The sequence below is a fragment of the Streptomyces sp. NPDC107517 genome, assembly GCF_055582645.1.
Window position 1 is genome coordinate 756,742 of sequence record NZ_JBVJPM010000002.1, and the last position, 21,739, is coordinate 778,480.

The window sequence follows — 21,739 nt, forward strand, 5'->3', positions numbered from 1 at the left end:
TTCGCACCGATGGCTCACGGCACCACCACGATCTTGCGCCCCACCCCGGACGCGAACTGGTCGAGCGCCCGCGGATACGCGTCGAGCGGCAGCCGGTCGCTGATGAACACGTCCGGGTCGAGGACACCGCCCGCGAACAGTTCGGCGGCCCGCTCGTAGCTGTGCAGGACGGCCATCGAGCCGGTGATGGTGATCTCCTGGTTGTAGATCCGGTACGGGTCGATGGACACGCGCGTCGCGTAGTCCGCGACGCCGAACTGGAGGAAGGTCCCCGCCTTCGCGACGCGTTCGAGACCGTCCTGGATCGCGCCCGCGTTGCCCGTCGCGTCGATGACGACGTCCCAGCCCTGCGGCCGGTCGAGCTCGTCCGCGTTCGCCCCGGACCCCGACACGCCCAGCGTGCGGGCGGTGGCGAGCCGGTCCGCGTTGAGGTCCACGACATCGACGCCGGCGGCGCCGGTGCGCTTGGCGAGCTCCAGCATCATCAGGCCCATCGTCCCGGAGCCGTAGATCAGCACATGGGCGCCGAGGCGCGAGTTCAGCACGTCGTAGCCGCGCACGGCGCACGACAGGGGCTCGATGAGGGCCGCGTCCTCGGTGCGGACGTGGTCGGGGAGGCGTACGCAGTTGGCCACGGGCGCGACGGCGTACTGGGCGGCGCCGCCCGCGGTGGTGACGCCGATCGCGGCCCACCGCTCGCACAGGTTGTTGTGGCCCGAGCGGCAGTAGCGGCACTCGTAGCAGTACAGCGACGGGTCGACGGCGACGCGGTCGCCGACCGACACCTCGCGCACGTCACGCCCGAGGCCGACGACCAGGCCCGCGAACTCATGACCGGGCACCACCGGCAGCGTCGGCGCGAACTCGCCCTGGAGGATGTGCAGATCGGTGCCGCACAGCCCGCACGCCGCGACCTCCACGACGACGTCACGCGGCCCCGGCGTGGGGTCGGGGACCTGGGTGACCACTGCCTTGCCGGCGGACTCGATGACGGCGGCCTTCATTTCACAGCTCCCAACGACAGGCCCTGGACCAGTTTGTCCTGGGCGGCGAATCCCGCGGCGAGTACCGGCAGGGAGACAACGAGGGACGCGGCGCACACCTTCGCCAGGAACAGGCCCTGGCTCGTGATGAAGCCGGTCAGGAAGACGGGCGCGGTCTGGGCGACGACACCGCTGAGCACGCGCGCGAAGAGGAGTTCGTTCCAGCTGAAGATGAAGCAGATCAGCGCGGTCGCGGCGATGCCCGGCATGGCGATGGGGGCCACCACACGCGCGAGGAGGGTCGGCAGGCGCGCCCCGTCGATCCGCGCGGCCTCGATGACCGCGATCGGCACCTCGGCGAGGAACGACTGCATCATCCACACGGCGATCGGCAGGTTCATCGACGTGTAGAGGATGACCAGGAGCCAGATGTTGTCGAGCATCCCGGCGTTCTTGGCGAACAGGTAGATCGGCAGGAGGCCCGCCACGACGGGGAGCATCTTCGTCGACAGGAAGAAGAACAGGACGTCGGTCCACTTCTTCACGGGCCGGATCGACAGCGCGTACGCGGCAGGCAGGGCCAGGACCAGGACGAACAGGGTCGAGGCGAGTGACGCCACCGTCGAGTTGACGAGCGCGGGCCACGGGCTGGCGCCGCCCGCCGTGCCGAAGAAGTCGCGGTACCCGTCGAGGGTGAGGGAGGCCGCGAACGAGGGCGGGTTGGTGGCGGCGCTCTCCTCCGAGTGGAAGGACGTCAGCACCATCCAGGCGATGGGCAGGAAGAACAGGATGCCGGTGAGCCAGGCGACGAGCCCCAGCTGCCCTTTCAGGCGCGGGATGCGGAGATTCATGCGCGGGACGCCTCCTCACGGAACAGCGACGACACCACGCGCAGCGCGAACGTCGCGATGATGATCGAGCCGATGACGACCAGGACGCCGGCGGCCGACGCGAGGCCGTTCTCGTGGGCCTGGTAGAAGCTCTGGTAGACGGTGTACGGCAGGTTGGCGGTGCCGAGGCCGCCCGAGGTGATCGTGAAGACGGCGTCGAAGTTCTGCACGATGTACACCGAGCCGAGCAGGGCGCCCAGTTCGAGGTAGCGGCGCAGATGGGGCAGCGTCAGATACCGGAAGACCTGCCAGTTGCCCGCGCCGTCCATCCGGGCCGCCTCGATCAGTTCGGGGGAGCGCGACTGCAGGCCCGCGAGCAAGATCAGCATCATGAACGGAGTCCACTGCCACACCAGGGCCGTCTCGACGGCGAGCAGCGGGGTGTTGGAGATCCAGTCGGGCTGGGGGCCGCCGACGTAGTGCAGCAGGCCGTTGAGGAGCCCGTACTCGGGGTTGTACAGGACGTGCTTCCACAGCAGCGCGGCGGCGACGGGGACCAGCAGGAACGGCGCGATGAGGAGCGTGCGCACGAGGCCGCGGCCGCGGAACTTCCGGTCGAGGAGCAGCGCGAGGCCGAGCCCGACGACCAGGCTCACGATGACGACGGTCGCCGTCAGCAGGATCGTCGTCAGGACGGACCTGCGCAGGTCCGCGTCGGTGAGCACCTCGCTGTAGTTGGCGAACCAGGTGAAGCGGCGGGCGTCCGGATACAGGGCGTTCCAGTCGAAGAACGAGATCACCAGCGTCGCCACGAAGGGCAGCTGGGTCACCACGATCATGAACACGAGGGCGGGCAGGAGGGGGGCCCTGGTGGCCCAGGCGCGCAGCCGGCCCGGGGACTTGGCGGTGCCCACGCGCGCGTGGGCGACGGGAACGGTCGTGGTCGCGGTCATCGTCCCTCGTACTCCTTCGCGATCTCGTCGGCGAGCTTCTGGGACTTGTTCAGGGCGGTGCCGACCGACTGACGTCCGGCGATGGCCGCGCTGATCTCCTGCGAGACCTTGGTGCCGAGGTCGGTGAACTCGGGGATGCCGACGAACTGGATGCCGGGCGCGGGCCGCGGCTGGACGCCGGGGTCGCGGGGGCGCGCCCCTTCGATGGCCGCGCGCGTCACGTCCTGGAAGGCGGCGGCCTCCTTGCGGTACTCCGGGTTGGTGTACGTCGAGGCGCGCTTGCCGGCCGGCACGTTCGACCAGCCGATCTCCTTGCCGACCAGGTTCTCGTAGCCCTTGCCCGACGCCCAGGAGACGAACTTCCACGCCTTGTCGGGGTTGCGCGAGGCGTTCTGCACGCCCCAGGCCCAGGTGTAGAGCCAGCCGGAGCTCTCCGTCTTCTCGACCGGCGCGGACACGTAGCCGATCTTGCCCTTGACCGGGGACTTCGCCGATTCGAGCGAACCGGCGGCGGCCGTGGCGTCGTACCACATGGCCGTCTTGCCCTGGGTGAGGTTGTTGAGGCACTCCGCGTAGCCGGACTGGGCCGCTCCGGACTCGCCGTGCTCACGGACGAGGTCCACGTAGAAACGGGTCGCCCTCTCGAATCCGGGCGAGGTGAGCTGCGCCTTCCAGTTCTTGTCGAACCAGGTGCCCCCGAAGGTGTTCACCACCGTCGTCAGCGGCGCCATGAGCTCGCCCCAGCCGGGCAGGCCGCGCAGGCAGATGCCCTTCATCCCGGGCTCGGCGCCGTCCGCCTTCGCGGCGAGGTCGGCGACCTGCCGCCAGGTGGGGTGCGCGGGCATGCGCAGGCCCTTCCTCGCGAAGACGTCCTTGCGGTACATGAGGAAGGACGACTCGCCGTAGAACGGCTGGCCGTAGAGCTTCCCGTCGTCCCCCGTCAGCGACTCGCGCATCGGCTTCAGGATGTCCCGCTCGTCGTACGCGCTGTCCTTGCGCGCGTACGAACCCAGCTCGTGCAGCCAGCCGTTGCGGGCGTAGATGGGGATCTCGTAGTTGCTCAGCGTCGCGACGTCGTACTGGCCCGCCTGGTTGGCGAAGTCCTGGCTGATCTTGTCGCGGACGTCGTTCTCCGGCAGGACGGTGAAGTTGACCTTGATGCCGGTCTCCTTGGTGAAGTGCGCGGCGGTCAGCTTCTGCAACTCGGTCATCTGCGGGTTGTTCACCATCAGGACATTGATGGAGTCACCGCCCGAGCCGGTCCCGCCGGCCCCGGCCCAGCAGCCGGAGAGCAGCGGGGCGAGCAGCGTCCCTGCGGCGGCCGCGGCGCACAGCGCGCGCGGCCTCCGTCGGCTCTGGGTTCGCATGAATGCTCCTGAACGTATGAGGCAATGGTGGAGAAAGGCGGAGGAAAGGGGTACGCCGGGGTGTGCGGAACCCGTCGGCGTACGCAGGCGGGGGCGTCAGACCCGGATGACCTGGGGCCCCTGCAGCGCATAGCGGTGAGCCTCGGACGCGGGCAGCTGCGTGCTGGTCACGATCGCCTCCAGCGAGGAGACCGGCGCGAACCTGCAGAAGCTGACCGCCCCGAACTTGGTGTGCACACCCGCGAACACGGTGCGCCGGGAGGCCCGCACGGCCTGCGCCTTCACCTCGCTGACCGCGGGGTCGGGCGTGGTCAGGCCGTGCTCGCGCGAGATGCCGTTGGCGCCGATGAACGCCAGGTCGATCACGAATCCGGCGAGCATCTTCGTCGTCCAGTGGTCGACCGTGGCCAGCGTGCCGGAGCGCACCCTGCCGCCGAGCAGCAGCACCGTCGTGTTCTCCGCCTCGGCGAGTGCGCCCGCCGTGGCCAGAGACGCGGTGACCACGGTCAGCGGCCGGTCCCGCGGCAGGGCCTCGGCGATGAGCTGGGGCGTGAACCCCTCGTCGACGAAGACGGTCTCCGCGTCCCCGATCAGCTCGGCCGCCGCGGCGGCGATCCGGCGCTTCTCCGGGACGTGCATGGTGGTGCGGAAGGCGAGCGTCGTCTCGAAACCCGCGCTCTCCACGGGATAGGCGCCGCCGTGCGTGCGCCGCACCAGGCCGTGGTCCTCCAGGGCCCGCAGGTCGCGCCGCACGGTCTCCTTCGCGACGCCGAGTTCGGCCGCGAGCACGGTGACGTCGACGGAACCGCTGCGGCGTGCGGCGCGCACGATCTCCCGCTGGCGTTCCTCCGCGCTCATGCTGTGCACCTCTCTGTGCGGTCCTGGCTGTACGGTCCGGGCGGGGGTCCTGCCCGCTGCCCGGGTCCGCCGCCCGTTCGGGCCCGTGCGGTGACTCTGGAAAATTTGTACAGCGGGCCCGCGGCCCTGACCAGGTTCGTTACCGGTCCGATGCTGCCCGTCTGTGCCCGTTCGCGACGGCACCTGCCCGCCACGGACCTGGGGCGGTACGCGGAAGCGGGCACGGCGATGCCCGTTCGGGGGACCGGGACCGCCCGTTCGCTGCCCGCCTGCCCCGTTCGCTTTGCGTCAAGGAGCGCCGGGAAGGCGTCAACAGTGCGTCATCGGCGGGGCCGCGGAGGGGGCCCACGGGCATAACGTCACTGCCGAAGCGCTCTTCCGTGAGCACGCTCGCGGCATCACGCTTCCGTCAGCACTCCTTCGTCACCCCCAGGAGCAGACATGAACGACCGCATCGAAGCCGACGACGCCGAACCCTGCGAACCCACCCCGGCCGGACCCCTGTTCGTCCCCGTCCGGCCGGGACCCGGGACCTGCGCGACCCGCCTCTTCCGCACCGCGCGCGGCGGCCGCACCGCCGTCGGCTTCACCAGCGAGCGCCTCCTCGTCGACGTGCTCGGCCCCGGGCAGCCGTGGATCAGGCTCGCCGAACCCGCCCTGCGCGCCCTCACGGGACCGGTGGGCGTCACCGAGCTCACCGTCGACCCGCGCCCGGCAGCCGCACACGCGGGCCGGCGTGGCTGAGAGGCCCGTCCACATGGCCGTCACGACCGTAACCGCCGCCGTCCCGGCGCAGTCGCCCGACGATCTCTCCGTCTGGCCCGCGACCACCGTCCGGGGCCCGCACGGCGACCCGACCGTCTCCGGAGTCGAACTCCGAGACGTGGCCGAGCAGTTCGGCACCCCCGTCTACGTACTCGACGAGACGGACGTGCGCGCACGCTGCCGCGCCTACCGCAGCGCCTTCCCCGGCGCCGACGTCCTCTACGCGGCCAAGGCCTTCCTGTGCCGCGCGATGGTCCACTGGGTCCACGAGGAGGGCCTCGGGCTCGACGTGTGCTCGGCGGGCGAGCTGGAGCTCGCCGTCATCGCCGGCCTGCCGCCCGAGCGGATCGTCTTCCACGGCAACGCCAAGAGCCCCGACGACCTGCGCGCGGCCCTGCGGCACGGCGTGGGGCGCATCGTCGTCGACTCGACCTCCGAGATCGCCCGCCTGGCCGCCTGCGTCCCCCGGGGCAGCCGGCAGCGCGTCATGGCGCGCGTCGTGCCGGGCGTCGCCGCGGGCGGGCACGCCGCGATCCGCACCGGGACGGACGACCAGAAGTTCGGCCTGTCCATCGCGGACGGCTCCGCGATGCACGCCGTGACCCGCCTCGTCGAGCAGCCGGGGCTCGAACTGACCGGACTGCACTGCCACATCGGCTCGCAGATCGACACCGTGAAGCCGTACGTCGTCGCCGTGCGCCACCTCGTCGGCCTGATGGCCCGCATCCGGGACCGGCACGGGATCACGCTGCCCGAGCTCGACATCGGCGGCGGCCACGCGGTCGCCCACCGGCCCGGCGAGCACCCCCTCGACGTGCCGGAGCTCGCCCGCCGCGTGCGCCGCGAACTGGCCGAGGCCTGCGCCCAGTCGGACCTTCCCGTGCCGCGCCTCGCCGTCGAGCCGGGCCGGGCCGTCGTGGCCCGCGCGGGTGTCGCCCTGTACCGGGTGCTCGCCGTGAAGCGCACCGGCGCCCATGTCTTCGTCGCCGTCGACGGCGGCATGAGCGACAACCCGCGGCCCGCGCTCTACGGCGTCCGCTACGTACCCCGTCTCGTCGGCAGGCGCTCCACGGCGGCCGTGCGCCCCGTCACGGTCGTCGGCCGGCACTGCGAGGCGGGCGACGTCCTCGCCTCGGACGCGCCGCTGCCGGACGACGTACGGCCCGGAGACCTCCTCGCCGTACCCGTGGCGGGTGCCTACCACCTGTCGATGGCGTCCGGCTACAACCTCGTGGGACGGCCGCCCGTCGTCGCCGTGGCGGACGGGCGCGCCAGGCTCCTGGTGCGCCGCGAGTCGGCCGAGGACCTCATGAGCCGCGACACAGGACTCTGAACCACCGCCTCAGTACGGCCAGATGGGCGGGTTCGTCACGAAGTGACCGCCCATCCGCGTGTGGTCGGGGTTGGCCGGGTCCAGCTCGCCGAACTCGGCGATCAGCTTCTCGGCGTACTGCTCCGAGTCGTCCTGCGGCTCGTAACCGAGTGCCCGCGCGGAGGACAGGTCCCACCAGACGCGCGTGTTGTCGGACGAGCCGTAGACGACCGTGTGCCCGACACCCTCGGCCCTGATCGCCGCGTCGAAGAGCCTCGCGCCGTCGCCCGGGCTCAGCCACACCGACATCATGCGTACGTTCGTCGGCTCCATGAAGCACGAGCCGATGCGCACGGACACGGTCTCCTGGCCGAACTTGTCCCAGTAGAACTGCGCGAGGTCCTCGCCGAACGACTTGGACAGGCCGTAGTAGGTGTCGGGGCGGCGGGGCGTGCCGACGGGAACGCGGGGGTCGCCGTCCGCGGGGCGGGGCGTGTAGCCGATCGCGTGGTTCGACGACGCGAACACGATGCGGCGCACGCCTTCCTCGCGCGCGGCCTCGTAGAGGTTGTAGAGCCCTTCGATGTTCGCCTTGAGGATCTTGTCGAAGCTGGACTCCAGGGAGATGCCCGCGAGATGGACGATCGCGTCCACGCCCCGCACGGCCTCGCGCAGGGCGTCCCGGTCCGCGAGGTCGGCCGTGATCGCGTCCGGCTCGCCCTCGATCGGGCGGGCGTCGAGGAGGCGCAGCTCGTAGCCGTAGGCCGGAAGCAGCCCGCGCATCAGGGTGCCGAGGCCGCCGGCGGCTCCGGTGAGCAGGACGGTGCGGGGAGCGGGCATGCGGGAGTCTCCTCGATTAGTCAGCCAGATGGCCGCATTCATGCACGGCATTCACATCCGTGGACACGCTAAAGATTGCCGCCGTGGGTAGTCAAGTCTCCCGCGGAGGCTCGAAATCCGCTGCCAGGATGCGAGTTGGCGCGCTTGACCCGCGCCCGGGGGCGGATTAGCGTGAGCGCGTTCAGAAATATAGACGCAAATCAGAACCGTGCACGCTAAGGGAGAGCCCGTGACGTCAGCCCCTCTCGCCGCTCGACTCAGCATCCCCAGCGGGCCGCTGTTCTTCCCGGTCACCGCCTTCGGCTCCGACGGCACGCTCGACCTCGACACGTTCCGCGTCCATGTGCGCCAGGGCGTCGAGGCCGGGGCCGCCGCGGTCTTCGCGTGCTGCGGAACGGGCGAGTTCCACGCCCTGACCCCCGAGGAGTTCCAGGCGTGCGTGGCCGCGGCCGTGGAGGAGACCGCGGGGCGGGTGCCGGTCGTCGCGGGGGCCGGGTACGGCACGGCCCTCGCCGTGCGCTACGCACGCCTCGCCGAGGAAGCCGGCGCCGACGGGCTCCTCGCGATGCCGCCCTACCTCGTGGTGGCCGGCCAGGAAGGACTGCTGCGCCACTACTCGGAGCTGGCCGACGCGACCTCCCTGGAAATCATCGTCTACCAGCGCGACAACGCCGTGTTCACCCCCGAGACCGTCGTCGCCCTCGCCCGCCACCCCAAGATCCTCGGCCTCAAGGACGGCCTCGGTGACCTCGACCTCCTCCAGCGCACCATCAGCGCCGTACGCGCCGAGGGGCTCAGCGACTTCCTCTACTTCAACGGCCTGCCCACCGCCGAGCTCACCGGCCTCGCCTACCGCGGCATCGGTGTCGGCCTCTACTCGTCCGCCGTGTTCTGCTTCGCGCCCGACATCGCCCTCGCCTTCCACACGGCCCTGCGCACCGGCGACGACTCCACGGCCAACCGCCTTCTCGACGGCTTCTACCGGCCGCTGGTCGAACTCCGCAACGAGGGCCGCGGTTACGCCGTCTCCCTCGTCAAGGCCGGGGTCCGGCTCACCGGCCTCGACGTCGGCGAGGTCCGCCCGCCCCTGCACGAGCCCACCGACGACCACGTCAAGCGGCTCGCCGGCATCGTCGAGCGCGGCCGCGTGCTCCTGGCCGGGACGGGGGACCGGGCGTGAGGGCGTCGGCCTTCGTCTACCCCTGGGACGTCAACGGCGACCCCGAAGCCGCCGGCCGCATCGCCGGCCTCGGCGTCCAGCAGGTCACCCTGGCCTCCGCCTATCACTCCACCCGCGCCCTGACGCCCCGTCACCCGCGTCATCGCGTCGTCACGGCGGAACACGCCGCGGTCCTCTACCCGCCGGGCGAGCGCTGGCAGGGCCGGGACCTGCGGCCGTACGAGGCGGGGGACTGGGCTCCCGGCGACGCCTTCGGGGAGGCCGCCGAGGCGCTCGCGGGCGCCGGGCTCGACGTCCACACCTGGGTCGTCCTCGCGCACAACTCCCGTCTGGGCGCGGAACGTCCGGACACCTCCGTCGTGAACGCCTACGGCGACCGCTACCCGTGGGCCCCCTGCATCGCACAGCCCGCCACGCGCGCGTACCTCGTCGACCTGGCGGCGGAGGCGGCCGTGCGGCCCGGCGCGCAGGGCACCGAACTCGAATCCCTCGGCTGGTACGGGCTCGCGCATCTGCACGCCCATGACAAGACCGCGGGCGTCGGCCTCGGCGACGCGGGCCAGTACCTGATGTCGCTCTGCTTCTGCCCGGCGTGCCGTGACGGATACGGCCGACAAGGGCTGGACGCGGCGGAGCTGGCAGGCGACGTCCGGCGCGCACTGGAGCCTCTCTGGCGCGGGGAGGGCAACCCGGACGGCGACTGGGAGGCGGTGGAGAAGCTGCTCGGGGCGCGCACGGCGACGGGCACGCGCGCGTGGCGTGACAGCGTCGCCCGTGGCCTCCAGGAGGAAGCCGTCGCCGCGGTCCGCGCGCAGGCCCCGGACGGATTCCGGATCCTGCTGCACGCCGACCCGGTGTCGTACCACTGCGGGGCGAACGCGGGCGTGGACCCGGCGCACATTCTCGCCGTCGCGGACGGCGTGGTCGTGCCGTGCACCGGCGGCGCACAGCTGATAGCCCCCTTTGCCGCTCGGGGCAGGGGGGTCGTGGCCGCCAACCTCACCGTGGTCGCCGGGATGGGCGGGAGCCCCGCCACGCTCGCCGCCGACGCCCGGCACGCGGCCGAGCTGGGTGCGGACGAACTGCGTCTCTATCATGCGGGGTTGGCGTCGGACAGTGATCTGGAGCTGATCGCGGAGGGCCTGTCCGACCTCGCCTGAAAGCGGTTACCATCCGCGCACCACAATCGACGCTTCCTACGGAGGGACACGAGGTGCGCGTGCGTAACCAGGGGCGGAACCAGGGGCGTGGACGGGGTCACAGCCAGGGCCGTGGCCGGGGGCCGGCCGCGCTGTTGTGCGCGGGGATGATGGCGGGTGCGGCGGTGCTCGGCGGGACGGTCCCCGCGGGGGCGGCGCAGGGGAGCGTCACCGGTGTCGCCGCCCCACAGGAGGACATTCAGGCGCAGCTGGCGGCCATCCCCGGCATGACGGTCGTCTCGGTGACCGACAAGGAGGGCCACCCCTTCTACACGCTCACGTACGCGCAGCCGGTCGACCACAGCAACCCCGAGGCCGGCACGTTCACGCAGCGCCTCACGCTCTGGCACAAGGCGGCCGCCAAGCCCACCGTCTTCTACACCGGCGGCTACACCCTGTCCTCCAGCACGCGCGAGATCACCAAGCTGCTCGACGCCAACCAGGTCTCCGTCGAACACCGCTACTTCGCGGAGTCCCGCCCCAAGGGCGCGGCCGGTGACGACTGGTCCAAGCTCACGGTCTGGCAGGAGTCCAGTGACGAGCACCGCATCACGCAGGCCCTGCGCACCGTCGAGAAGGGCAAGTGGCTCGGCACGGGCGGCAGCAAGGGCGGCATGACCGCCACCTATCACGAGCGCTTCTACCCGCAGGACCTCGACGCCGTCGTCGCGTTCGTCGCCCCGAACGACGCCGTCAACAAGGACGACAGCGGCTACGAGGACTTCTTCCGGACGGTCGGCACACCCGAGTGCCGGGCCGCCCTGAACGCCGTGCAGCGCGAGATGCTGGTGCGCCGCGACGCCCTCATCCCGAAGTTCGAGGCGGACGCGGCAGCGGCCGGTGACACGTTCGAGGAGACCCTCGGAACCACCGACAGGGCCTACGGGTTCGCCGTGCTCGACCAGGTGTGGAACTTCTGGCAGAGCGGCACGATCGACGACTGCCCGACCGTGCCCGACGCCGGGAAGGCCACCGACGACGAGCTCTACGCCTGGTCGAAGGGGCACGGCTTCAGCGTCTACCAGGACGAGACCCTCGGCACGAACGGCACCGGGCCCTACTACCGGCAGGCCGCCACCCAGCTCGGCTGGGCCGACCTCAAGTTCAAGCACCTCAAGGACGTCCGCCACTACCCGGACATCTACCAGCCCAACTCGGTCCTGCCCGCCGCGATGCGCGGCACGTACGACGGCTCCGCGATCTCCGGCGTCGACAAGTGGGTCAGGACACGCGGCGAGCGGATGATGTTCGTGTACGGGCAGAACGACCCGTGGAGCGCCGAGAAGTTCACCCCGAGCCGGCACGACTCGTACCGGTACGTGGTGCCCGGCTCGAACCACGGCGCGACCATCGCCAAGCTGCCCGCGGACGAGCAGGCCGAGGCCGTCGCCACGGTCAAGCGCTGGGCCGGCGTGCAGTAACGGACGCGAGCGCGAGTCCGGCCGCGCCGATGAGCGGCAGCAGGACGCGGTGGTCCAGGACCGCGATGAGGCCCGCGCCCATCGCGAGGGCCACCGCGTTCGGCGCGAACATCAGCGTGTTCGCGGTCGCCACGGCGCGACCGGCGAGCGCGTCCGGGGTCTCGCGCTGGACCGCGGTGAGCGCCGCGATCAGGACGCACGGCAGGCCCATGCCGATCGCGACACTGCACCCGAGTGCCACGGCGTCGTACGGGAGCGCGCGCAGGCCCGCGCCCGCCGCGAACAGGGCGATCCCCGCCCCGGCGAACCGGCGCTCGCCGAGCCGCCGCAGCAGCCCTCCCGCGGCGAGCCCGGCCACGACCGAACCGGCGCCCTGCACGGCGTACAGGACCCCCGCGTACGAGGGGGAGCGGCCGAGGCCGCCGTCGACGACCGCGTAGAGCGCGGCGCCGTTCAGGCCCGCCAGCAGCATGGTGGCCGCGGCGGCCAGGACGAGGCGACGCAGCCTCTCCTGCCGCCACAGCGCGCGTACGCCCTCCGCGGTGCGGTCCCACACGCCCGTGGTCCGGCGTGCGGGCGCGGGCTCCCGGACCCGGAGCCGCGCGTACAGACCGGCAGCGGCGGCGAACGTCGCGGCGTCGAGCAGGGCCACGCCCCCGCCTCCGTACGCTGCGAAGAGGCCCGCGCCCGCGAGCGGGGCGACCAGCTTCATGCCCTCGTTGGCCGTCATCCGCAGCCCGTTGAAGTGACCGAGCGCGTCACTGCCGACGACGGCCGGTACGAGGGCGGCCTCGGCCGCGTCGGTGACGACGCCGCACGCCCCGTACGCCACGAGGACCGCGAACAGGATCCACAGCCGGCCCGCCGAGCCGACGGCGAGCAGCGACAGGAGCAGCAGGCCGAGCCCCAGGTTCGCGGCGACGAGGAGGGGCCGTCGCCGGGTGCGGTCGGCGACCGTGCCGAGCAGGGGCCCGGCGAGCGTGGGCGCCCACAGCGCGAAGGCGCACAGCGCGGCGAGGCTGTTGGAGCCGGTCAGGTCCTTCACCCAGATCCCGGCGGCCAGCCACATGGCGGAGGTCCCGAACCCGGACACGACGATGCCGGTCAGGAGGAGCCGGGAATCGCCCCGTGTGGCGGTAGAAGTGAACGTCATGCCAGGTCATCGTGGTGCTAAGGCCCCCGGCGGGGGATCGGGAGGATGCCCTAGGCGGATACGCCGATGACTTTCGGGCGGGGCCGGGGTCTACAGATGAGTACGCAGTGCGAGTCCTGGATTCGTGAGTCCTGAAACAGGCAAGGAGCCCGACATGTCCGACGCGACCGATGTCACCGATCAGACGGCTCAGCAGATGGTGGACTTCGGCCCGCAGACGCGGATCGTGGCGCGCCTCGCGGACGGAGTGGGCGAGGACCAGCTGGACCTGGCGACCCCGTGCCCGGAGTACGCGGTGCACAACCTGCTCGGGCACATCCTCGGCCTGACCGTCGCCTTCGCAGACGCCGCCCGCAAGAACCTGGGCCCGACGACGGACACGAGCCCGACGGCGTTCCTGCCCGACATCACGGACGGCTGGCGCGACGCGCTGGCCAAGGCGCTCGACGACCTCGCGGAGGCCTGGCGCGACCCGGCGGCCTGGCAGGGGATGACCCGGGCGGGCGGGGTCGACCTGCCCGGAGGGGTGGCGGCGACGGTCGCCCTGGACGAACTCGTCGTGCACTCCTGGGACCTGGCGAAGGCGACGGGCCAGGACTACGCCCCCGACGAGGCCGCCCTGCGCGCCGCCCACACCTTCCTGCTCCAGTCCGCCGAGGGCCCCCGCCCCGACATCTTCGGCCCGGTGGTCCGGGTGGAGGACTCCGCGCCCCTGCTCGACCGGGCGGTGGGCCTGAGCGGCCGGGACCCGGGCTGGAATCCGGCTTCCTGACACGTCACGTCAGTTCAGGTGACACAGGGCGTACGAGGCGGCCGGCAGGACGAGTCGGGCGAACGCCATGCGGGCGCCCAGGAACTGCTGTGGATCAGATATCGATCGGGCAAAGGGCCTCGCGTCCGGTGGTGTGACGCGCGTAGAAAACGTGTCATGCAGAAGCCCCTACGTATCGCGGCCGTTGCTGCCGCATCCTGTGCCCTCGCCGGTGCCGCCCTCTACGGGACCGGTGTCGCGAACGCCGGTGGAGAGTCCGCGCACACCACCGCCGAGCCCAAGAACATCGGGCAGCTCGTCAAGGAGATCGACTCCTACTACGGCACCGCCCTCGACGCGGACGGCGTCTACCAGGCGTCTCCGTCCAGCCAGTACGCCCAGGACCTCGGTCGTATCGAGGCGGGTGCGAAGAAGCAGATCGCCAACGCTGCCGCCGGGCACCACCGCAAGGGCGACAGGCCCGCCGTCGTCTTCGACATCGACGACACCCTTCTCCTCAGCCTCGACTATGAGAAGAAGACCAACTACGTCTACAACGACGCCACGTGGAAGGAGTACGTCGCCAAGGCGAACCGGCCCGCCGTGTTCGGGACGCCCGACCTCATCGCGTACGCGCAGAAGAAGGGCGTCGAGGTCTTCTACAACTCCGGGCTGAGCGAGGCGCAGCGCGCGTCCGCCGTCGAGAACCTCAAGAAGGTCGGCATCGGCGTCAACCTCGACGCCGCCCACATGTTCCTCAAGGACAAGGCCAACCCGCCCGCCTACCTGAGCGGTTGCGCCACCGCGAGCGCCTGGAACTGCACCACCGTGCAGTACAAGTCCGGCACCCGTAAGCACATCGAGTCCCTCGGCTACGACGTCGTCGCCAACTTCGGCGACCAGTACTCGGACCTCGAGGGCGGCCACGCAGACCGGACGTACAAGTTCCCGAACCCGACGTACTTCGTCGAGTGATCACGGCCGTCCGCGCCCGCATTCTGTAACACCGCGAAAACCTGAAACGGGCTCCTCGGGGGAACAATCCAGCCACCACTCGGCACGGCTGACCCGAGGAGCCCGTCATGCTCGCCCCGTTGGACCGTTACTTCCGTATCTCCGCACGTGAATCCACGTACATTCGCGAAGTACGCGGCGGATTCGCCACGTTCTTCACCATGGCCTACATCCTCGTCCTGAACCCGATCATCCTGGGCAGCGCGAAGGACAAGTTCGGGCATCAGCTCGACGGGGCCGAACTCGTCACCGCCACCGCCCTCGTGGCCGCCGTGATGACCGTCATCATGGGCGTCGGCGGCAATCTGCCGCTCGCCCTCGCGGCGGGCCTCGGCCTCAACGCCGTCGTCGCCTTCCAGATAGCCCCGCTGATGAGCTGGCCGGACGCGATGGGGCTCGTCGTCCTGGAGGGCCTGCTGATCTGCGTCCTCGTCGTCACCGGGCTGCGCGAGGCCGTGATGCGCGCGATACCCCAGCCGCTGAAACAGGCCATCAGCGTCGGCATCGGACTGTTCATCGCGTTCATCGGCTTCGTCGACGCCGGGTTCGTGACCCGGATCCCCGACATCGCCAACTCCACCGTGCCGGTGCAGCTCGGCGGCACGGGCACCCTCTCCGGCTGGCCCGTCCTCGTGTTCTGCCTCGGCGTGCTGCTGACCATCGGCCTGCTCGCGCGCAAGGTGAAGGGCGCCATTCTCATCAGCATCGTCGTGATGACGGTCGTGTCCGTCATCATCAACTCCCTTGCCGATGTGAAGAGCTGGGGCCTGACCACGCCCGAGATCCCGGACGACGTGTTCGCCGCGCCCGACTTCGGGCTGCTCGGCGACTTCAGCCTCTTCGGCGCCTTCGGCAGAACCGGCGTCGTCACCGTGGTCCTGCTCGTCTTCACCCTCATCCTGTCGGACTTCTTCGACACGATGGGCACGGTCGTCGGGATCACGGCCGAAGCCGGGCTGCTGGACGAGAAGGGTCAAGTACCCGATCTCGGCCGGGTGTTGTTCATCGACGGTGCCGCCGCCGTCGCGGGCGGCGCGGCCTCCGCCTCCTCCTCGACCACCTACATCGAGTCCGCCGCCGGTGTCGGCGAGGGCGCCCGTACCGGATTCGCCAACCTCGTCACGGGCGGCCTCTTCGCGCTCGCCCTCTTCCTGTCCCCGCTCCTGACCATCGTGCCGCTCCAGGCCGCGGCCCCAGCCCTCGTCGCGGTCGGCTTCCTGATGATGACGCAGGTCAAACACATCGACTGGGACCGGTACGACATCGCGGTGCCGGCGTTCCTGACCATCGCCGTGATGCCGTTCACGTACTCGATCACCAATGGCATCGGCGCCGGATTCCTCGCGTACGTCGTCATCAAGACCGTCGTCGGCAAGGCGCGTGAGGTGCACTGGCTGCTCTGGGGCGCCTGTGCCCTCTTCCTCGTGTACTTCGCGATCGACCCCGTGGAGCAGCTGCTCGGCGTCGGGTAGGCGTGATCCGGTGATCTACCGTGGTGCGATGACCGGCTATCTCGACCGCCTCGCGGAGCTGCTGCGCGAGGCGCACGGGCTTCCGCCGGACCATGTCGCCGCCACGGTCGCCGATCTCGCGACGTATCTGGCGCAGGCCGGGGGAGCGGACCCGCAGGACGCGTTCGGTCCGGTCGACGCGTTCGCCCGGCGTCTCGCCCCGTCCGGGACGTCCGCGGCCGACGAGCACCTGGAGACCTGGCGCTGGCTCGCCGACACGTATGCCGACGAGCACCTCCTGAACCGCTTCGGCGGCGAGGGCTGGGAGGTCGAGCGGGTCGACCCGCTCGGCCGCTTCGTCAGCCACCGCGACCCGGAGCGGCCGCGGCGCTGGGAGTACCGGCGCGAGCTGATCACCGGGGGCGGCGAACGTCTCGGCGAGCGGCTCGCGCGCGACGGCTGGGAGCCGTGCGGCAGCTGGGCCGTGTACGCGTGGTTCAAGCGGGAGAAGGCGGTCGGTGCCGGCCAGGCGCCCGCGCCACCCGAACCGCCGCCGGTCCCGCGGCGCCCCGCGTTCCCCGGGCGCCGGCGCGGCTACGTACTCATGGGTGCCGCCCTGGCCCTCGTCGCCGCCGTCGTGGTGGCGGCGAGCACCGGCACGGGCTTCGGCGTCGGTCTCGCGCTGGGCCTGCTGGTGGGAGCGGTGGCGCCGCCGGTGACGGTCTGGGCGGTACGCGCCCGGCGCCGCTAGGGCCTTCACGGCGAGGGGCCGGGACACCTGCTCCGGCCCCTCGCCGAGCCCGCCTACCCCTTGAGCGCCGCCGACATCATCGCCTTCGCGATCGGCGCCGCCAGACCGTTGCCGCTCACCTCCGAGCGGGCCGCGTCCGACTGCTCCACGACGACCGCCACAGCGACCTCCTTGCCGGTGGAGTCGTCCTTCGCGTACGACGTGAACCAGGCGTACGGCGTCTTGCTGTTGTTCTCGCCGTGCTGGGCCGTGCCCGTCTTGCCGCCCACCGTCGCGCCCGCGATCTGCGCGTTCGTACCGGTGCCCTGCCCCACGACCGTCTCCATCGCCGACTGGAGCTGCGAGGCCGTCGACGTGCTGACCACGCGCGTGTCGTCACCGTCGGCGAAGCTCTTGATCGCGTTGCCGTCGGCGTCCGTGACCTGCGAGACCATGTGCGGGGATGCCTGCTCGCCGCCGTTGGCGATCGTCGCCGAGACCATCGCCATCTGCAGCGGCGTCGCCGTCACGTCGAACTGTCCGATGCCCGACAGACCCGTCTGCGCCTTGTCCATGTCCTTCGGGTACACGCTCTGCGAGGCCCTCACCGGCATGTCCTGCTCGGCGTCGTTGAAGCCGAACTTCTCGGCCATCGCCCTGACCTTGTCCTGGCCCAGGTCGACGGCGATCTTCCCGAAGACGTTGTTGCAGGAGTACTGCAGCGCCGTACGGATCGAGGCGTCCTCGCAGGGCGCGGACGCGCTCTCGTTCTTCAGGTCGGTGGTCGTGCCCGGCAGGCGGAACGGGTTCGGGCTGTCGGTCTTCGCGTCCACCGACGAGTAGAGCCCGTCCTCCAGTGCGGCCGCCGCCACGACCAGCTTGAACGTGGATCCCGGCGGCAGCGCCTGCTTGATCGCGCGGTTCAGCGTCGGCTGGTCCTTGTCCTTCGACAGCGCCGTCCACGCCTTGCCGTCGGTGGACGAGTCCGAGCCGCTGATCTTCGACGGGTCGAACGACGGCGTCGAGACGAGACCGAGCACCTTCCCGGTCTTCGGATCGATCGCGACGGCCGCGCCCTTCTTGTCGCCGAGCGCGCGGTACGCGGCCTTCTGTACGGACGGGTCGATGGTCGTGACCACGTCACCGGGCTCGGTGTGCTTACCGGTGACCGCGTCGACGGGGTTCTTGAGCCGGGTGTCCGTGCCGTCGAGGATGTTCCGGTAGATGCCCTCGAGCTGCGTCTGGCCGTACACCTGGGAGCTGAAGCCCGTCACACCCGCATAGAGATCGCCGTCCTTGTACGTGCGCTTGTACGCGAGGTCGGTGCCGTCGGCCGTTCTCTTCGAACCGGTGACCGCTTTACCGCCCACGATGATGTCGCCCAGGGGATACGCGTACTGCTTCATCACGTTCCGCCGGTTGTTCTTGTTGTCCGCGAGGGCCTGGCCGTCGTAGTACTGCACCCACGTCGCCCTCACCAGCAGAGCGAGCACGAGGAGCAGACAGAAGACCGAGGCGCGTCTGATCGTCTTGTTCATCCCGCACAGAAGACGAGCGGCTACGAGCGAATCGTTCCGTTCCGGCCCGGTTTCTCAGTGAATCCTCATCATGAGATCCGTGTCACGCGCGCCAGGGCGTGGCCGTTCTTGATGAGGCCCAGGAGCGCGCCGCCGGGGATCCCGACGGCCTTTGACGCGTTCGGGAGACGGGGCCGCCCCCGCCGACGGCCCCGCCCGCCTCCGCCGTGCGGGGGAGACGGGGCCGCCGCCCGGGAAGGCTTGCGTGTCAGAGCCGGCGCGTCGCCAGGGTCAGCCGGTCGCGGGCGTCGAACAGGGCGTCCTTCACCATCTGCTCGTGCGCGGGCGTCAGGCGCGCCACCGGCACCGAGCAGCTGATCGCGTCGCGCGCCGGCGTGCGGTACGGGATCGCGACGCCGAAGCAGCGAAGCCCCAGCGTGTTCTCCTCGCGGTCCACCGCGATGCCCTGCTCGCGCACCGCGTGCAGCTCCTCGATGAGCTTCTCGCGGTCGGTGATGGTGTGCTCGGTGAGCGCCGGGAGCGTCTCGGGGAGCATCTTGCGGACCTGCTCGTCGGTGTGGGTCGCGAGCAGCGCCTTGCCGAGGGACGTGGAGTGCGCGGGCAGCCGGCGGCCGACGCGGGTGAAGGGCCGCAGGTAGTGCTGCGACTGGCGCGTGGCGAGATAGACGACGTTCGTGCCGTCGAGGCGCGCCAGGTGGATGGTCTCCGTGGTGTCGTCGGAGAGCCGGTCGAGGGTCGGGCGGGCCGCGGCCACCACCTCGTCGCCGTCGATGTACGACGTGCCGACGAGCAGGGCGCGTACGCCGATGCCGTACCGCGTGCCCGTCGCGTCCGTCTCCACCCAGCCGAGCTCGACGAGCGTGCGAAGGAGCATGTACAGGCTGGACTTGGGGTAACCGACCGCTTCCTGGACGGCCGCCAGGGAGTGCATTCCGGGCCGGCCCGCGAAGTATTCGAGCAGTTCCACGGTCCGTACCGCGGACTTGACCTGAGCCCCGCCGCCCGTCTCACCTGCCGACATTCCCTTGACCCCTTCGTTCGACCAGAATTAGTGTCCCGAGTCCGTAGCGTATTCATCATCAGGGACAGCGTTCAGCATATCGAACAGCTGCTGTTCGTCGTCAGGTGAGCGGCACAAATCTGGAGGAACCCGCGGTGGCAGCAGCACCAGTCTGGAGTGTCGACCCCCGAACCGGGAAGCAGCGGGAGCAGGTTGCGGTGGAAGCCACAGCCGAAGAGGTGGACCAGGCGGTCCGCGCCGCGCGCGCCGCCACGGGCGCCCTCGCGGACCGCACCGTGCGCGCCGCCTTCCTGCGCAGCGCCGCCGAGCTCCTCGACGCCTCCAAGGACCACCTGGTGGAGGCCGCGGACGCGGAGACCGCGCTCGGTCCCGTCCGCCTCACGGGTGAACTCGCCCGCACCAGCTACCAGTTGCGCGCCTTCGCGGACATCGTCGACGAGGGCGCCTTCCTGGGCATCGTCATCGACCACCCCGACGACTCGGCGACCCCGCCGATCCCGGACCTCCGCCGCTACAAGGTGCCCCTCGGCGTCGTCGCCGTCTACTCGGCGTCGAACTTCCCGTTCGCCTTCTCCGTGCCCGGCGGCGACACCGCGAGCGCGCTCGCCGCGGGCTGCCCCGTCGTCGTCAAGGCCCACCCCGACCACCCGGCCACCTCCGAACTGGTCGCCTCGGTGCTGCGCAGGGCCGCCGCCCGGCACGGCATTCCGGAGGGCGTACTCGGCCTGGTCCACGGCTTCGAGGCGGGCGTCGCGCTCGTGAAGCACCCGCTGGTCTCGGCCGCCGGATTCACCGGTTCCGTACGGGGCGGGCGCGCCCTGTTCGACGCGGCGGCCGCCCGCCCCGTGCCGATCCCCTTCCACGGCGAACTCGGCTCCCTCAACCCCGTGGTCATCACGGCGCAGGCCGCGGCCGAGCGTGCCGAGCAGATCGGCGCCGGGCTCGCGGGCTCCATGACGCTCGGCGTCGGCCAGTTCTGCGTGAAGCCCGGTCTCGTCTTCGCGCCCAACGGTGCCGACGGCGACCGTCTCGTCAAGTCCCTCACGGACGCCGTCAGCGACACCGACGCGGGCGTGCTCCTCGACCACCGCATGCGCGACAACTTCGTCGCGGGCGTCGCCGAGCGCGCGGAGCTGCCCGACGTGGACGCCCCCGTGACTCCGGGCGCGGGCAGCGAGCACACCGTCAGTCCCGGCTTCCTCACGGTCCCGGCCCAGCGCCTGGCCGCCGACGGCGGCGGCCACGACCTCCTCCTGGAGGAGTGCTTCGGTCCGGTGACGGTCGTCGCCCGCTACGAGGACGACGCCGAGGTCACCTCCGTGCTCTCGCGGCTGCCCGGCAACCTCTCGGCCACCGTCCACCTGTCCGAGGGCGAGGCCGCGGGCCAGGGGCGCGGGGCCGAGATCCTCGCCGAGCTCACCCCGCTCGCGGGCCGCGTCCTGGTCAACGGCTGGCCCACCGGCGTCGCCGTCGCCCCCGCCCAGCACCACGGCGGCCCGTACCCGGCCACGACGTCCACCTCGACGTCCGTGGGCGGCACCGCCGTCGAGCGCTGGCTGCGCCCGGTCGCGTACCAGAACACCCCCGAGGCACTGCTGCCGCCGGAGCTGCGCGACGACAACCCGCTGAGCCTGCCGCGCCGTTACGAAGGCCGCCAGGAACTCTGACCCCGCCCGCCTCTCACCGGGGGCCCGGCCCAGGCCGGGCCCCCGACCCTCACCTGGAAAACTGACCCGATGGACATCGAACTCCCCGAACTCCCGTTCCCGCTGCGCACCTACGGCCCCGACGGGCACTGGTCGTACGAGGACGGGGTGCTCACCGGCTGGGCCGGACCCCGCCAGGACCGCTTCGTGCCGCCCACCGGCACGGCCCTGGACCCGGCGTCCGACGCGCCCCGCCTGCTCGGGGCGCCGAAGGGCGACTTCCAGCTGCTCGCCCGGGTCACGGTCGGCTTCACCGCCGCCTTCGACGCGGGTGTGCTCTATCTGCACGTCGGCGAGCGCGAGTGGGCCAAGCTCTGCCTGGAGCGCTCGCCCGACGAGCCGACCGTCTGCACCGTCGTCACGCGCGGCCACTCCGACGACGCGAACGCGTTCGTCGTGGGCGGCAGCACGGTGTGGCTGCGCATCAGCCGCACCGGTTCGGCGTTCGCCTTCCACGCCTCGCCGGACGGCGAGAAGTGGACCTTCGTCCGGATCTTCTCGCTGGGTGACGAGGAGTCCGCGGGCGCGGCCCTGGTCGGCTTCATGGCGCAGGCCCCGGTCGGTGACGGCTGCGTCGTCACGTACGAGGCCATCGAGTTCCGCCCGAGCTGGCCGCAGGGCCTGAAGGACGGTTCCTGACACCTCGGGAACCCAGGGGCACCTGACC

The 21,739-nt window shown here is 71.2% G+C and carries 20 protein-coding genes; 11 read left to right on the plus strand and 9 right to left on the minus strand.

Annotation, left to right across the window (positions count from 1 at the left end; genetic code table 11):
* Positions 1-14 precede the first annotated feature (14 nt).
* From ACZ67T_RS07185 to ACZ67T_RS07205, 5 genes are all read right to left on the minus strand, one after another.
* Entirely contained in the window at positions 15-1,004 is a 990-nt protein-coding gene (locus ACZ67T_RS07185) for a zinc-dependent alcohol dehydrogenase family protein (RefSeq protein ID WP_469982071.1), read from the minus strand.
* Positions 1,001-1,834 (minus strand): carbohydrate ABC transporter permease, encoded by an 834-nt coding sequence (locus ACZ67T_RS07190; protein WP_469982072.1) that lies wholly within the window; start codon positions 1,832-1,834, stop codon positions 1,001-1,003. The genes ACZ67T_RS07185 and ACZ67T_RS07190 overlap by 4 nt, the downstream gene beginning before the upstream one ends.
* The gene (locus tag ACZ67T_RS07195) at positions 1,831-2,766 is read right to left on the minus strand and encodes a carbohydrate ABC transporter permease (protein WP_469982074.1); all 936 of its coding nucleotides are present in this window, start codon (positions 2,764-2,766) and stop codon (positions 1,831-1,833) included. The genes ACZ67T_RS07190 and ACZ67T_RS07195 overlap by 4 nt, the downstream gene beginning before the upstream one ends.
* Complete coding sequence (locus ACZ67T_RS07200; RefSeq protein WP_469982076.1) at positions 2,763-4,133, minus strand: ABC transporter substrate-binding protein; 1,371 nt, start codon at positions 4,131-4,133, stop codon at positions 2,763-2,765. The genes ACZ67T_RS07195 and ACZ67T_RS07200 overlap by 4 nt, the downstream gene beginning before the upstream one ends.
* A gap of 96 nt (positions 4,134-4,229) precedes the next feature.
* Positions 4,230-4,991 carry a DeoR/GlpR family DNA-binding transcription regulator gene (locus ACZ67T_RS07205; RefSeq protein ID WP_469982077.1) on the minus strand — a complete coding sequence of 254 codons (762 nt, stop codon included), beginning with the start codon at positions 4,989-4,991 and terminating at the stop codon, positions 4,230-4,232.
* Between the two features lie 441 nt (positions 4,992-5,432).
* Here ACZ67T_RS07205 and ACZ67T_RS07210 point away from each other — a divergent pair, with 441 nt between their 5' ends.
* Positions 5,433-5,735, plus strand: coding sequence for an SAV_915 family protein (locus tag ACZ67T_RS07210; protein WP_469982078.1), 303 nt, complete (start codon positions 5,433-5,435; stop codon positions 5,733-5,735).
* 13 nt (positions 5,736-5,748) lie between these two features.
* Positions 5,749-7,089 carry a diaminopimelate decarboxylase gene (gene lysA / locus ACZ67T_RS07215; RefSeq protein WP_469982080.1) on the plus strand — a complete coding sequence of 447 codons (1,341 nt, stop codon included), beginning with the start codon at positions 5,749-5,751 and terminating at the stop codon, positions 7,087-7,089.
* Between the two features lie 9 nt (positions 7,090-7,098).
* Here the strand turns inward: lysA and ACZ67T_RS07220 are convergent, their stop codons facing one another.
* Positions 7,099-7,908 carry an NAD-dependent epimerase/dehydratase family protein gene (locus ACZ67T_RS07220; protein WP_469982082.1) on the minus strand — a complete coding sequence of 270 codons (810 nt, stop codon included), beginning with the start codon at positions 7,906-7,908 and terminating at the stop codon, positions 7,099-7,101.
* A gap of 229 nt (positions 7,909-8,137) precedes the next feature.
* Between ACZ67T_RS07220 and ACZ67T_RS07225 the strand changes: the two genes are divergently transcribed.
* Genes ACZ67T_RS07225 through ACZ67T_RS07235 form a run of 3 tightly spaced genes read left to right on the plus strand, consistent with a single transcriptional unit; the run spans position 8,138 to position 11,708 of the window.
* Complete coding sequence (locus ACZ67T_RS07225) at positions 8,138-9,088, plus strand: 5-dehydro-4-deoxyglucarate dehydratase (protein WP_469982083.1); 951 nt, start codon at positions 8,138-8,140, stop codon at positions 9,086-9,088.
* The gene (locus tag ACZ67T_RS07230) at positions 9,085-10,248 is read left to right on the plus strand and encodes a hypothetical protein (RefSeq protein WP_469982085.1); all 1,164 of its coding nucleotides are present in this window, start codon (positions 9,085-9,087) and stop codon (positions 10,246-10,248) included. Before ACZ67T_RS07225 ends, ACZ67T_RS07230 begins: the two co-directional genes overlap by 4 nt.
* A gap of 53 nt (positions 10,249-10,301) precedes the next feature.
* Positions 10,302-11,708, plus strand: coding sequence for a S28 family serine protease (locus ACZ67T_RS07235; RefSeq protein WP_469982087.1), 1,407 nt, complete (start codon positions 10,302-10,304; stop codon positions 11,706-11,708).
* Here the strand turns inward: ACZ67T_RS07235 and ACZ67T_RS07240 are convergent.
* A complete protein-coding gene (locus ACZ67T_RS07240; protein WP_469982089.1) occupies positions 11,683-12,861 on the minus strand; it encodes an MFS transporter in 1,179 nt (392 codons plus the stop codon). The genes ACZ67T_RS07235 and ACZ67T_RS07240 overlap by 26 nt on opposite strands.
* A gap of 154 nt (positions 12,862-13,015) precedes the next feature.
* Between ACZ67T_RS07240 and ACZ67T_RS07245 the strand changes: the two genes are divergently transcribed.
* From ACZ67T_RS07245 to ACZ67T_RS07260, 4 genes are all read left to right on the plus strand, one after another.
* Positions 13,016-13,633, plus strand: coding sequence for a TIGR03086 family metal-binding protein (locus tag ACZ67T_RS07245; protein ID WP_469982091.1), 618 nt, complete (start codon positions 13,016-13,018; stop codon positions 13,631-13,633).
* Positions 13,634-13,789: 156 nt separating this feature from the next.
* The gene (locus ACZ67T_RS07250) at positions 13,790-14,587 is read left to right on the plus strand and encodes an HAD family acid phosphatase (RefSeq protein WP_469982093.1); all 798 of its coding nucleotides are present in this window, start codon (positions 13,790-13,792) and stop codon (positions 14,585-14,587) included.
* A 107-nt stretch (positions 14,588-14,694) separates the two neighbouring features.
* The gene (locus ACZ67T_RS07255; protein WP_469982094.1) at positions 14,695-16,098 is read left to right on the plus strand and encodes an NCS2 family permease; all 1,404 of its coding nucleotides are present in this window, start codon (positions 14,695-14,697) and stop codon (positions 16,096-16,098) included.
* A gap of 28 nt (positions 16,099-16,126) precedes the next feature.
* On the plus strand, positions 16,127-16,828 hold the full coding sequence (locus ACZ67T_RS07260) for a hypothetical protein (protein WP_469982096.1): 702 nt from the start codon (positions 16,127-16,129) through the stop codon (positions 16,826-16,828).
* A 53-nt stretch (positions 16,829-16,881) separates the two neighbouring features.
* Here ACZ67T_RS07260 and ACZ67T_RS07265 read toward each other — a convergent pair whose 3' ends face one another.
* On the minus strand, positions 16,882-18,345 hold the full coding sequence (locus ACZ67T_RS07265; protein ID WP_469982098.1) for a penicillin-binding transpeptidase domain-containing protein: 1,464 nt from the start codon (positions 18,343-18,345) through the stop codon (positions 16,882-16,884).
* A 247-nt stretch (positions 18,346-18,592) separates the two neighbouring features.
* Positions 18,593-19,366 (minus strand): IclR family transcriptional regulator, encoded by a 774-nt coding sequence (locus tag ACZ67T_RS07270; RefSeq protein WP_116502788.1) that lies wholly within the window; start codon positions 19,364-19,366, stop codon positions 18,593-18,595.
* Between the two features lie 134 nt (positions 19,367-19,500).
* Here ACZ67T_RS07270 and ACZ67T_RS07275 point away from each other — a divergent pair, with 134 nt between their 5' ends.
* Positions 19,501-21,033 carry an aldehyde dehydrogenase (NADP(+)) gene (locus ACZ67T_RS07275; RefSeq protein ID WP_469982099.1) on the plus strand — a complete coding sequence of 511 codons (1,533 nt, stop codon included), beginning with the start codon at positions 19,501-19,503 and terminating at the stop codon, positions 21,031-21,033.
* A 69-nt stretch (positions 21,034-21,102) separates the two neighbouring features.
* Positions 21,103-21,711, plus strand: a complete 609-nt coding sequence (locus ACZ67T_RS07280; RefSeq protein WP_100592461.1) for a DUF1349 domain-containing protein — start codon at positions 21,103-21,105, stop codon at positions 21,709-21,711.
* The last annotated feature ends 28 nt before the right edge of the window (positions 21,712-21,739 follow it).